This is a genomic window from Aquimarina rhabdastrellae, from assembly GCA_947387485.1.
Lineage (GTDB): Bacteria > Bacteroidota > Bacteroidia > Flavobacteriales > Flavobacteriaceae > Aquimarina.
Genome location: CANDNT010000001.1, coordinates 322,387 through 334,714, shown reverse-complemented (window position 1 = coordinate 334,714; position 12,328 = coordinate 322,387). Strand labels below are relative to the sequence as shown.

The 12,328-nt window shown below is 28.6% G+C and carries 12 protein-coding genes; 6 read left to right on the top strand and 6 right to left on the bottom strand.

What is annotated here, in order from left to right:
• Positions 1-57 precede the first annotated feature (57 nt).
• The 3 genes from fabG to ACYEKI_RS01520 are packed head-to-tail and all read left to right on the top strand — an operon-like array spanning position 58 to position 3,685.
• Positions 58-804 (top strand): 3-oxoacyl-[acyl-carrier-protein] reductase, encoded by a 747-nt coding sequence (gene fabG / locus ACYEKI_RS01530; protein ID WP_459209386.1) that lies wholly within the window; start codon positions 58-60, stop codon positions 802-804.
• Positions 805-820: 16 nt separating this feature from the next.
• Positions 821-2,851 carry a VWA domain-containing protein gene (locus ACYEKI_RS01525; protein ID WP_459209385.1) on the top strand — a complete coding sequence of 677 codons (2,031 nt, stop codon included), beginning with the start codon at positions 821-823 and terminating at the stop codon, positions 2,849-2,851.
• Between the two features lie 18 nt (positions 2,852-2,869).
• Complete coding sequence (locus ACYEKI_RS01520; RefSeq protein WP_459209384.1) at positions 2,870-3,685, top strand: prohibitin family protein; 816 nt, start codon at positions 2,870-2,872, stop codon at positions 3,683-3,685.
• A 334-nt stretch (positions 3,686-4,019) separates the two neighbouring features.
• Here ACYEKI_RS01520 and ACYEKI_RS01515 read toward each other — a convergent pair whose 3' ends face one another.
• From ACYEKI_RS01515 to ACYEKI_RS01505, 3 genes are all read right to left on the bottom strand, one after another.
• Positions 4,020-4,205 (bottom strand): hypothetical protein, encoded by a 186-nt coding sequence (locus ACYEKI_RS01515; protein ID WP_459209383.1) that lies wholly within the window; start codon positions 4,203-4,205, stop codon positions 4,020-4,022.
• 99 nt (positions 4,206-4,304) lie between these two features.
• Positions 4,305-7,001: a CHAT domain-containing protein gene (locus ACYEKI_RS01510; RefSeq protein ID WP_459209382.1), complete on the bottom strand. Its 2,697-nt coding sequence runs from the start codon at positions 6,999-7,001 to the stop codon at positions 4,305-4,307.
• 84 nt (positions 7,002-7,085) lie between these two features.
• Positions 7,086-7,475: a hypothetical protein gene (locus tag ACYEKI_RS01505; RefSeq protein ID WP_459209381.1), complete on the bottom strand. Its 390-nt coding sequence runs from the start codon at positions 7,473-7,475 to the stop codon at positions 7,086-7,088.
• A 78-nt stretch (positions 7,476-7,553) separates the two neighbouring features.
• On the opposite strand from ACYEKI_RS01505, the gene ACYEKI_RS01500 reads away from it, so the two are divergent.
• Together ACYEKI_RS01500 and ACYEKI_RS01495 are read left to right on the top strand one after the other, a co-directional pair.
• A complete protein-coding gene (locus ACYEKI_RS01500; RefSeq protein WP_459209380.1) occupies positions 7,554-8,114 on the top strand; it encodes an RNA polymerase sigma factor in 561 nt (186 codons plus the stop codon).
• Position 8,115: 1 nt separating this feature from the next.
• Entirely contained in the window at positions 8,116-8,910 is a 795-nt protein-coding gene (locus tag ACYEKI_RS01495) for a tetratricopeptide repeat protein (protein ID WP_459209379.1), read from the top strand.
• 64 nt (positions 8,911-8,974) lie between these two features.
• Here the strand turns inward: ACYEKI_RS01495 and ACYEKI_RS01490 are convergent, their stop codons facing one another.
• The 3 genes from ACYEKI_RS01490 to ACYEKI_RS01480 form a co-directional block, all read right to left on the bottom strand.
• Entirely contained in the window at positions 8,975-9,766 is a 792-nt protein-coding gene (locus tag ACYEKI_RS01490; RefSeq protein WP_459209378.1) for a TerC family protein, read from the bottom strand.
• Positions 9,766-10,140, bottom strand: coding sequence for a DNA topoisomerase IV (locus ACYEKI_RS01485; protein ID WP_459209377.1), 375 nt, complete (start codon positions 10,138-10,140; stop codon positions 9,766-9,768). The genes ACYEKI_RS01490 and ACYEKI_RS01485 overlap by 1 nt, the downstream gene beginning before the upstream one ends.
• Before the next feature lie 158 nt (positions 10,141-10,298).
• Positions 10,299-10,799, bottom strand: coding sequence for a helix-turn-helix domain-containing protein (locus ACYEKI_RS01480; RefSeq protein WP_459209376.1), 501 nt, complete (start codon positions 10,797-10,799; stop codon positions 10,299-10,301).
• Positions 10,800-11,124: 325 nt separating this feature from the next.
• Here ACYEKI_RS01480 and ACYEKI_RS01475 point away from each other — a divergent pair, with 325 nt between their 5' ends.
• Positions 11,125-12,267, top strand: a complete 1,143-nt coding sequence (locus tag ACYEKI_RS01475; RefSeq protein ID WP_459209375.1) for a M14 family zinc carboxypeptidase — start codon at positions 11,125-11,127, stop codon at positions 12,265-12,267.
• The last annotated feature ends 61 nt before the right edge of the window (positions 12,268-12,328 follow it).

Sequence of the window (12,328 nt, the reverse complement as noted above, 5' to 3'; positions counted from 1 at the left end):
ACCAAGTAAGTATTTGTTATATTTGGCTTACAAATCAAAATTAAAAACATAGAGCGAATGAAACTCTTAGAAGGTAAAACAGCCATAATTACTGGTGCCAGTAGAGGTATTGGTAAAGGTATAGCACAAGTTTTCGCACAACACGGAGCAAACGTTGCATTTACATATAGTTCTTCAGTAGAAGCAGCTCAAGCATTAGAAGAAGAGCTAAATGCTACAGGAGTAAAAGCTAAAGGATATCAAAGTAATGCTGCTAATTTTGAGCAAGCTCAAGATTTGGTAAAAGATGTATTAGCAGAATTCGGACAAATAGATATCTTAATCAACAATGCTGGTATCACTAAAGATAATTTATTGATGCGTATGGGTGAAGAAGATTTTGATAAGGTTATAGAAGTTAACCTTAAGAGTGTATTTAACATGACCAAAGCTGTACAACGTACAATGCTTAAGCAACGTAAAGGAAGTATCATTAATATGAGTTCTGTTGTTGGTGTTAAAGGTAATGCTGGTCAAGCTAATTATGCTGCTTCTAAGGCTGGAATTATTGGTTTTTCTAAATCTGTAGCTCTTGAATTAGGATCACGTAACATAAGAAGTAACGTGATTGCTCCTGGTTTCATTGAAACAGAAATGACAGCAAAACTAGACGAAAGCGTTGTTGATGGATGGAGAAATGCAATTCCATTAAAAAGAGGTGGGCAACCAGAAGATATTGCAAATGCTTGTGTATTCTTAGGAAGTGATTTAAGTGCTTATGTAACAGGTCAAGTGCTTAATGTTGATGGTGGAATGTTGACCTAATTCACTAAAATAAAGCATGTCTATAGCAACACTATTATGGTCAATTTTAGCAGGAATCATTGCATTGGTGATTGCTATATATCAATATATTTATAAAGCAAAGAAAGTATCTAAAAAGCTTATTTTCTTTGCTTTTTTACGTTTTTTAAGCATATTTATTTTATTACTTTTACTTATAAACCCTAAGTTTAAGCAACATAGTTATTATGCAGTAAAACCTATATTAGCACTAGCTATAGATAATACATCGTCTATTGATTTCTTAGAAAAGAAGGATGCTGTTCATGAGTTTGTTAACACTATCGAAGCAAATAAAGAACTCGAAGAACGTTTTGATATTCAATCATATTCATTTTCAAATAGTATAGCAGATAGTTTGGAACTTAATTTTAAAGGAAAGCAAACTAATATTACTGAAGCTATAGAGACGATTGACCAAATTTATAAAAATAGAATAGCTCCTGTAATTGTTGTTACCGATGGGAATCAAACTTACGGCAATGATTATCAGTATATAGGAACAAAGATTAAACAACCTATATACCCAATTATAGTAGGAGATACAGCAAAAGTTGTTGATGTAAAAATACAACAATTAAATGTTAATAAATATGCCTACTTAAAAAATGAATTTCCTGTCGAAACTATTGTTGTTTATAATGGTGATAGAGAAATTACTACGCAATTCACAATCAAAAAAGGTAAAGATAAAGTATATAGCACTTCTTTAACTTTTAAAGAAGGAGAAACATCCAAAGTAGTATATACTACATTACCAGCTATTACAGCAGGAGTACATACATACAATGTAAATATAACACCTATAACAGATGAAAAAAATACTGTAAATAATGCTAAGAACTTTGCAATTGAGGTGATTGATCAAAAAACCGAAATTGTACTTATTACTGATATTTTACATCCAGATATAGGAGCATTGAAGAAAAGTATAGAAAGTAATGAACGTAGAAAAGTTAGCATTAAAAAGGCTTCAGAAATTACTTCATTAGAAGATTATCAACTGGTGTTATTGTATCAACCAAATTCAAGTTTTAGATCGATTTTTGATTTAATAAAATCACAAAAAAAGAATTATTTAACAATCACCGGTACACAAACAGATTGGAGGTTTTTAAATAGCGTACAGACACACTTCACTAGATCACTATCTAGGCAAACCGAAGAATATGTACCACAGTTTAATGCTAATTATAACTCATATCTTATAGAAGATTTGGGATTTAGTACATACCCTCCTTTAACTGCAACTTTTGGTAATTTAAAGATAAACAATACACATGATATATTGCTTACACAAACTATCAATGGTATTTCAATAAATGCACCATTATTAACTACAATTGAAGATCAGGGTATACGTACTGGAGCTCTTTTTGGAGAAGGTATATGGAAATGGAGAGCACAAGAATATTTAAATAATAAAGATTTTAAAGCTTTTGACGAGTTTACAGGTAAATTAGTACAATATTTAGCTTCAAATAAGAGACGAAATAGACTGGACATTACTGCAGAATCATTTTACTACAATAATGGAGAAATAAAACTACAAGCTGCTTTTTTTACCAAAAATTATGAGTTCGATAATAGAGCAAGTTTAAATATTAGGGTAAAAAATAAAGATACAAATGAGTTTTATGAAGCACCATTAGTACTTAAAAATAATTATTACGAATCTGATTTAAGTATACTAAACCCAGGGGAATATGATTATACCATAACAGTAGCGGGAGAAAGGATTTCAAAAAGTGGTAAATTTGCAATACTTAATTATGATGTAGAGCAACAGTTTTTAAATGCAGATGTAACAAAACTAATAACACTTGCTACTAATACTACAGGAAAGGTTTTCTACATAGACCAAATAGATAATATCATAGAAGATTTAATAAATGATGATCGTTTTCAGATAATACAAAAAAGAAAAGAAGAGATCACTCCTTTAATTGATTGGAGGTATTTATTAGGAATACTATTATTATTACTTGCAATAGAGTGGTTTATGAGGAAATATAACGGATTGATATAAAAATAAAAACTAACTATTATGGAAAAGTTACCTAAAATAGGATTACCTATTTTAATTGTTATTGTATTAGGAATTATATTTATTTCTAAATCGACGATTACGATAGGATCTGGGGAAGCAGGAGTATTATATAAAACCTTTGGAGGTGGAGTTGTGACAGACGAAGCACCTTTGGGAGAAGGATTTCATCTTGTAGCTCCATGGAATAAAGTAATTGTATACGAAGTAAGACAACAAGAAGTGTTTGAAAAAATGCAAGTACTGTCTTCAAACGGATTAGAAATTAAATTAGACGCATCAGCATGGTTTCAGCCTAAATACAGTAACTTAGGATTATTACATCAGCAAAAAGGTGAGAATTATGTAAATAGAGTATTGTTACCTACGATTAGATCTGCTGCAAGAAGTGTAGTAGGACGTTATACTCCAGAACAATTATATTCGAGTAAAAGAGACGCTATTCAGCAAGAAATTTTTGAAGAGACAAAGAAGATTGTTGATAATCAACACATACAATTAAACGAGATATTAGTAAGAGATGTAACCTTACCAGCTACAATTAAAGATGCTATTGAGCGTAAATTAAAGCAAGAGCAAGAAGCTTTAGAATATGAATTTAGACTTGAAAAAGCTAAAAAAGAAGCAGAACGTCAAAAGATTGAAAGTGAAGGAAAAGCACAAGCAAATACAATTTTAAGTGCATCTTTAACTGATAAAATTTTAAAAGAAAAAGGAATTCAAGCAACTATGGAACTTGCAAAATCAAATAATAGCAAAGTTATTGTAGTTGGATCTGGAAAAGATGGATTACCAATTATTTTAGGAGATCAATAAACATTCTAAAATAACTTTCAACAATATTTAAAAAGGGTAGAGGTATTATATGCAGCTACTCTTTTTTGTTTTTTAATAGTTTTGCGAATTGATCAAGAGGATAGATTAAATAAAAGATTTAGTATATTTGAAAATCAATGTTTTAAAAAAGATTTTATTGTAATGAAGATTTAAAATACACTTTGATTAAATAAACATTGTCAAAAAGAGTCGTTAAAGGTAAGGAATAACGACTCTTTTCTTTAGAATAAAAACATGTGTAAAAAAATTACACAATTCAATTTAAGAATCAAATCAGACTAGTGCATCTTATGCTAATAGACTCTTTTGTATTTTAAATACATTCGTTTGTTGAATATAAAAATTCACAATTTCGACCATTATAATATATATTTGGAGTACAACATGATAATTCAAAATCACAACATATACTTACAGGTATCATTCCTCCAGAAATGCTAGTTTGTTCTTTTTTTGTAATGATGTTGACCTCCTTAAGATTTAAAATACTCTTTAACATAATAAATAGTTTTAGATTTAATATTTGTGGTTACTTCATGTTGATTTGTAACCTTTAACTACTTTATGTTCTTTTAAAAATGTTTTCTTACCCTATTTTTTAATTTTTTTTTGAAATAAATAGAAAAGCAAAAACAGTAAATAATAAGATTAATAAAAATGGAATGATTTTGAGAGTATTAGAATGAGAAACAATAGTGTCATTATGACCAAATAATACAAATGCGGCCCAATAGTGAGGAGATAATTCTATAACATCGTTGTGGCTGTCAAGATAGTTTAATTTGGCTTTACGTAATGCTTGTGCTTTTGTATCTCCACTTTTCAAGTTTTTATAGAAGTCATTAAAAATAGTAGCCGTAGAAAGATCGTCAATATTCCATAAAGAAGCAATAACACTTTGGGTTCCAGAATGAAAGAAACCTCTAGATAAATTCATTACACCTTCTCCTATTTCTGCCGTTCCGAGAGAAGTATTACAGGCACTTAATACAACCAATGAAGCATTATTTTTAAGAGCATAAAGCTCTTCTAGATATATTTTTTTGTCTTCAAATGCAATCCACGGAGAATCATTTGAGATATCGGCATGAGTGGCTAAATGTATAATATCATAATATGGTAACTTATCAATAAAATTATTTTTGGTAGCTTGAGATTTTACTAAAGCCTCTCCAGAGTAAGATGTTTTTATTTGAGCAATTTCTTCGGCTGTAAATTGTAAATTAGATAAACCAGAGTGAGAGAAATTAATCGGAGCAATGCTCAATAATTGGGTGTTATTTTGAATGTCAGATTTCGTATTTAAGGCAAAAGAAACAGATTGTAAATAGCGAATTTCATTCTGTTGAATTAAATAGGATAATTTATCAGTAGATGTTGTGAGAGCATCAAACGAAAGAAAAGAGAGAAAAGAATCAGGTATAACGATAAGTTCTTTATGTTCACTATTGATGCTATTTTTAGGTAGTAAAATAGTATATAATTTATGCGCTAACTGTGTATAATTAAGAACGTCTTGCCGAGTAGTAAAAGCCTTTTTTTGTAGTGTTATAAGCCTTAAAACATCTTTTTGAACATCTAGTATATTATTTAGCTCTATTAAGGCTGTATTCGCTTTAGAAATGAATAAAATATAACCATTATTTTGATTAGAATAGATACCATAACCATCATCAATAGAAATATGGTATTCTACAATGACTTGATCATCATTTAAGTCTTTTTGGACATTTGATAAAGAAGCTATATGAGGACGAAGAGGTATAACGTTTAGTTTTTCTTTAATAGAAGAGAGTTCTTCTTCATATTGTTGAATGCTTTGATCTATCCTTGATATAGAATCTTTAGGATGCATATTATGTAAACGATTTGAGTATAATGTTTCTAAAGAATTTTGGATTGATTGTGCACTATCAATGAGGTTATGATTTTGCCTAGATGTATTTTTACTATAACGTTGTTTGAGAATATCCTCGATGAGTAATAAGCTTTTATTCTTTTCCATAAAATGAAATGCAAGAGCTGTATTAGATGCCAAATAACACGCTCTTATAGCTTTTCCATAGACGTCAGTGCTTAGTTTTCTCCAAAATAATCTTGATTTAAAATGTTGACTATTCATTTTTAATAAATCAATGCAATAATCTGCTAGATTAAAATATTTTAGACTATTGTTTAGAAACTCTTTTTGAGGATTTATTTCATAATATTTAAGATATATCTCGGCAAGTTGAGTTAGCGCAATGAGTATATTTTCCTTGTTTGGTGAATTGTATATTAGATGTTTGTTTTTTTCTGGATTTTGTATAAAAGTTTGATTTAATAAATAAGCAATACTTTGTTTTGTATATGTAATACCTATCTCATATTGCTTATGTATAGTATATGTAAATCCTAGATTGATATAAATTTTGTATTTATAAAATTGATCTTGATCATCGGTGATATGTAATGCTTTTTGTAGGTAATTGATAGAAATGTCCTTTGAAGAAGTATTATAGAGGTTACCTAAACTATAATAAACTTCTCGTTGTTTCTTTAAGTCTTTTTGCTCTAAAGCTATTTGTAAAGCGTCAGAAAAATAGGTGCTTGCTGTAAGAATATCTAAAGTTTCATTTTGATTATGTAAAGCCCCAAGACACATTTTTATTTTGTAAATGGTGGATTTTTTTATATCGATATAATCAGATAAAGAATCAGCTTTTTTAGCATGAATAATACCTTTAACATAAGCTTTTTTAGTTTTTAATTTCAGATAAGTTGACGCTAAATTAAGGTGATTATGTAGCTTTTTTTTAAGAGATGTAGTTTTTGAAAGAAAGAAGTTATAATAATCAATAGCCTTGTAATAATCTTGGAGATGATGATAATTAAGGGCTAATTTTTCATATGCAATTAAGGCATTTTTATGAATACTATCTATTTGAATTACCTTTTGATAATGTGTGATACTCTTTTTATAATCTTTTTTTTTAGAATAAAAATATCCTAAATGAGTATGCGTTCTTTGGATAAATGAATTATCAGTAGGAATGTGTTTTTTTGCTAAATCAAGCGCTAGTAAATAGTTAACCTCAGATTTATCAAAAACTCCTTTTTTTAATAACCAGTAAGCATAGTTTCTGTGAGTAACAGGAGAGTAAAGAGATTCGTTAAATAAAGAATCTATAGTAGTAATTTTCTTTTCATCTGATAGATTACTTTTTAAGATTTTCTGAATGCTATCTTGTTCTTGTGCATAGATAAAAGGTATTGATAAAAATGAATAGCATAAAAAAAATAGAATGTGCAGCACAGAATTATACATATGCTATTTTATACAAACTTTGTCAAAAAAGCAAATCAATCGCTGCACAAATCTATGTTAATACTTAGATAATTAATCTAGTAATTCTACTAAGGGATCATCTTCTACAGTTGTTTCAACATCTGAGTCTGTATCTGGACAACCATCTATACCACCACAAATTGGGGTTAACCATATTTCGTAATAAGGATCTTTACGTTGTAAAGGACTTAATACTAAATAAGGAATTTGATCAAAAATACCTTGCCTAACAATTTCTATTTCTTTAGGAAATAGAGATCTATGATAAAGCACATTATATCTTTTCCAATCAGAATCAAATTTATCTAAATTTTCGGCATCAATTTTTAAATGTGACGATTGAGTTGATACTAGAAGCTCTTCTGTAGGTTCAATATCAGAAGAACATCCTACAAGAAAAGTAACAAAAGTCAAAACGATGAATAGAAATTTTAAATTCATTATAACAGTAATTTAATTTATATTTTATTACTAATAGTTCTGTTTTTTTAGTAATCTTACCTATTACAAGTTATAAAAATGAAACAAAAAAGCATTTCTATAGAGCTTAATAAACTTATTACAGGGGATAAAGAGTTTATTTTATTGCTTTACGAAAGATTATTACCAAAAATCATCAATTATGTTAAAAAGAATAACGGCGAACAAACAGATGCAGAAGAAGTTTTTCATGATGCATTATATCAAATTATTGCTAGAGCAAAAACACAACAGATTGAAATTAGGACATCTTTAGAGCCTTATATTTTTATGGCTTGCAAGAACTTATGGTTAAAAGAACTAAATAAAAGGCAAAAGCAGGTAAGAAATGATGGGGTTTTTGAACTTAAAGATAAAGATGAGGAACGATTAGAAGCTATAGAAAATCAAAAACGATGGGATCTTTTTGAAGAAAAAATCAATTTACTTTCAGAGAACTGTAAGCAATTATTAAAAGATTATTTTGATAAAGTTCCGTATGAAGAGATTGTAAAAAAGTTTTCATATAGCTCAGAAAATGTAGCCTTTCAAAGAGTTTTTAAGTGTAAGAAAAAATTAACAGAATTGATTAAAGCTGATAATAGGTATAAAAAACTATAGTATGATGGATGATGTATTGAGATTAAAAATTGAAGAGTATTTAGGCAATCAAATGACAGATAAAGAAAAAAGAGCATTTGAACAAGAAATAGCAGCAGATGATGAACTCCAAAGAGAAGTAAATTTACAAAGGGAGATAATATTACATTTAAAAGGGATTTATGTAGATAAAGTAGGCAATAAGGGTAGTGAAGAGAATAAAAAATTAAAAGCATTTTTTAATAGTGAGGAAGGTAAGACTATAGAAGAATCATTATTAGAAGTACGAAATCTTTATAAAGAAAAAGCTCGATCGCCAAAATTTAAACTATGGAGAGTCGTAGCTGCTATACTAGTGCTTATATTAGCAATAGCCGGAAGCGTAAACTATTTAACGAAAGAACCAACAAGTTTGTATGCAAAATATTATAATAATAAAGATTTACCTTCAATAATTAAAAGAGACACTCAAAATCAATGGAATGAAATAGGAACATTATTTATTGCCAAAGAATATGAAAATTGTATAGCTAAAATTGAAGGTTTTTTAGAAAAAGAAGTAACAAATAATTACGAAGTTTATTTGTACTTGGCAATGAGCTATACCGAAATAAACAAAACAGATAAAGGAGTTAAGGTACTTGATGAATTATTAGATAAAAAGACTCTTTATGAGAATAAAGCATTATGGTTTAAAGGATTAATTTATTTGAAAGAAGAAGAAATAGCTAAAGCAAAAGAAACTTTTAAAGAATTAAAAAGAAAATTCCCTAAATACAAAACAGCTATTATAGAGAAGCTATTAAAGGAATTATAAAACAAAAGGATATGAATTAAAATTCATATCCTTTTTATATATCTAGATTTAAGAAAAAACGTTACTAAATAGTTTTTTTCTTACGTAATTTAAAATTAAGAAATTCAATAAAGAGAGAAAAAGCAATAGTGAAATAAAGATATCCTTTAGGAATTGTCCCTACTTCATTACCAAAGACTACAAGGTGAGATAGGTGAGAAGCTTCTGCAATAAGCATAAAACCTATCAAAATTAAAAATGACAAACCTAAAATTTGTACAGAAGGATGTTTGTTTACAAAACGACCTACTGGAGTAGCAAAGGACATCATGATGATAACAGATAAAACTACAGCGATAATCATAATAATTAAAGCATCATTAGGGTTTGCACTCAAACCATTTGTCATCCCTACAGCAGTCAATATAGAATCAAATGAGAAAACAACATTGATTATAGAGATTTGAATAATGGCATTGGTTAAAGAAGAAGAGCTTTTTGATTCCAATTCTTTTTCTTCTTCTCCTTTTTCGTCTACTTTTTGATGTATTTCATGAACACTTTTATAAAGTAAGAAAATTCCACCTGCAAATAAAATAATAGCTTGACCGCTTACACCACCTTTAATCCAAGACAAATTAAAATGCCAGAAAGGAGCTTCCATAGCGACCAGTAAAGAAATACCAAATAATAAAACTATCCTCATGATCATAGCCAGTGCAAGACCAATGTTTGTAGCTTTCTTTTGTTGTTCTTCTGGAAGTTTGCTAGAAGCAATGGAAATAAAAATGATATTGTCTATTCCTAAAACAATTTCTAAAAAGGTTAAAGTTAGTAATGCCATCCATGCGTCTGGCGAAGAAAAAATTTCAAACATTAGTTGGTTTTTTTTGCGGTTCCACGTTGTTTTTTGTTCGCCCCTACAAGCGAGTACTCAAAGGTATAAGAATCTTTATTAGTAGTCAAGATTTTCATATGTACAGCTTTTTCTTCTGCCATGTTTTTAGGATTAAGCTTTTGTACGATATATTCACAATCATTAATCCAGCGTATACTAGAGGTGTCAGATTTACCTTTATAATGATCAATCTCTATAGAATCTGTTCTAATAAAAACGGTCTTTTCTAATTCACCATTTAATAAAGTTTCAAATTCGAATGTACCTGTATGAAAATCTTTACAATTGCGTTCTTGTTGGTAACATGAACTAAATAGAGTAATACAAACAAGCAGTAGAATTAGCTTTTGCATTGATAAAAAATATAATAATTACACAAAACGAAATTAAGCTTAATTTGAAAATAAAAGCTACGAAAAAGTAAAAAATATATAACGATTATAAATCTCGTATTTGATATATAATACAGAAAAAAAATAAATACGCGATTTATGAGAATTAAAGTTAAAAATCACAAAGATTGTTCGTAGCTATCAAAAGTACCATCTTGATAGAGAATAACTATACGTTTGATTTTTTTAGAAGATGAAGTTGAAATGGTATTTTTTTCAATTAAAATTTTATCCTCATGAACATTCTCAATGATTTCTTGTTTTTCTGGCGGATCTACTTCAGAAAATAAATCTGAAGAACTAGAAGAAGAAGAGAGATGGTTTTTTGCACTTTTATGTCTAGCTAAAAATGAATTTTGTTCAATAGAAGTAGAAGGTATGTTTTGTATTTCTTTTTTAGGAAAAGCACCTTTTCCATAAAGTAACCAATCTAAATCAACTTCATCAAATACGTCTACTATTTTTAAAACAAACTCTAGACTAGGTTTATTTCTTCCTGAAAGAATATGAGATATAGAAGAGCGACCTATAGATAATTTATCAGCAAAAGCAGAAGCACTTAATGCGTAATAATCCATTAACAATTGTAATCTTTTTCCAAATAATTCATTGTTTAACATTGTATACAGGTATGATGTTGAACGTTGTATACAAATGTAATAAAAAGAATAGAGATATCGTGTTTACAATTGTAAAACAATTTTATTATTGAATCGCTACTATAAACTGTTACTTTATATAACTACATGTAATTAACTGAAAAACAATGATTTAAATTATTTAACGTGATAATTGTAACTTTTTAACACTCTTTTGTTTACAATAATATATAATCTTAAATACTAAACGAGAATAATGTTTACAAAACGATACAGAAGAGGATAGAAACAATGTTTACAATTGTAAAGTATTTAATGTTTACTTTTGTAAACCTAATAATTGACTATGAAAATTGACTATTCAAACTATCTTGAAAAAGACCTTTCGGGGAGATATATAACCTTAGATCATATTACTCCTTTACTAACTAAATTGACGAGTAATTTTACTATTGAAGAACTTGGTTTTTCTGAAAATAATAGACCGATACATCTAATTAAAATAGGAAGCGGGAAAAAGAAATTACTGTTTTGGTCTCAAATGCACGGTAATGAGAGTACGACAACTAAGGCCTTATTTGACTTTATTAATTATCTAAAAGAAGACAATAATACAATAAAACAGATTCTAAGAGAATGTACGCTATATATGATACCTATTCTTAATCCAGATGGAGCTGTTGCTTATACTAGATCTAATTATAATGATATAGACTTAAATAGAGATGCTCAAGCCTGTTCTCAGATAGAAAGTAAACTATTTAAACAGCTAGTACATACTATAAAACCTGATTTTGCCTTTAATTTACATGGTCAACGAACGATTTTTAGCGCAGGAAAAGCGAATAAGAGCGCTATAGTATCATTTTTATCTCCTGCTGGAGATAAAGAACGTAATATTACGGCAAGTAGAATGATCGCGATGGAGATTATTGTAAAGATGAATGACGTATTGCAAACAGAAATTAAAGATCATATAGGGCGATACGATGATGGTTTTAATATTAATTGTACAGGAGACACCTTAGAAAGCTTAAAAATCCCTACAATATTATTTGAAGCAGGGCATTTTCCAGAAGATTATAATAGAGAGATTACTCGTAAACATATTTTTACAGCATTAATTACTGCAGTACATTATATCTCTGATGAAAATGAGATCAAGGGAGAGTTTTATAAAGATTATTTTGACATTCCAGAAAATGATAAACTTTTCTACGATATTATTATAAGAAATGTGTCAATTAATAACAAAATAGTAGATATTGCTGTACAATATACCGAGAAATTAGTAGGAAAAGTAGTTCATTTTATCCCTAAAATTGTTAAAATTCAAAAATTGGATAATTTTTTTGGACATCGAGAAATTGATAGCAAAAATAGGGCAATTAGCCACTATAACGATATAGTAGAGGTAGTTTGCGGTGATGAGTTGTTAAAATTTCGTCTAGATAATGAATTATTCTCATTAGAAAGGTTAGAAAATTAAAAAAAAATACGTTTCAACGATATTTTTCTGTTATTTTTGCAAAGGAAATAATCAAAAAAAC

What these genes read in the sequence shown, in the direction of transcription:
- fabG (WP_459209386.1), top strand. Translation starts at nt 58, where the DNA reads ATGAAACTCTTAGAAGGTAAAACAGCCATAATTACTGGTGCCAGTAGA.
- ACYEKI_RS01525 (WP_459209385.1), top strand. Translation starts at nt 821, where the DNA reads ATGTCTATAGCAACACTATTATGGTCAATTTTAGCAGGAATCATTGCA.
- ACYEKI_RS01520 (WP_459209384.1), top strand. Translation starts at nt 2,870, where the DNA reads ATGGAAAAGTTACCTAAAATAGGATTACCTATTTTAATTGTTATTGTA.
- ACYEKI_RS01515 (WP_459209383.1), bottom strand. Translation starts at nt 4,205, where the DNA reads ATGTTAAAGAGTATTTTAAATCTTAAGGAGGTCAACATCATTACAAAA.
- ACYEKI_RS01505 (WP_459209381.1), bottom strand. Translation starts at nt 7,475, where the DNA reads ATGAATTTAAAATTTCTATTCATCGTTTTGACTTTTGTTACTTTTCTT.
- ACYEKI_RS01500 (WP_459209380.1), top strand. Translation starts at nt 7,554, where the DNA reads ATGAAACAAAAAAGCATTTCTATAGAGCTTAATAAACTTATTACAGGG.
- ACYEKI_RS01495 (WP_459209379.1), top strand. Translation starts at nt 8,116, where the DNA reads ATGATGGATGATGTATTGAGATTAAAAATTGAAGAGTATTTAGGCAAT.
- ACYEKI_RS01490 (WP_459209378.1), bottom strand. Translation starts at nt 9,766, where the DNA reads ATGTTTGAAATTTTTTCTTCGCCAGACGCATGGATGGCATTACTAACT.
- ACYEKI_RS01485 (WP_459209377.1), bottom strand. Translation starts at nt 10,140, where the DNA reads ATGCAAAAGCTAATTCTACTGCTTGTTTGTATTACTCTATTTAGTTCA.
- ACYEKI_RS01480 (WP_459209376.1), bottom strand. Translation starts at nt 10,799, where the DNA reads ATGTTAAACAATGAATTATTTGGAAAAAGATTACAATTGTTAATGGAT.
- ACYEKI_RS01475 (WP_459209375.1), top strand. Translation starts at nt 11,125, where the DNA reads ATGAAAATTGACTATTCAAACTATCTTGAAAAAGACCTTTCGGGGAGA.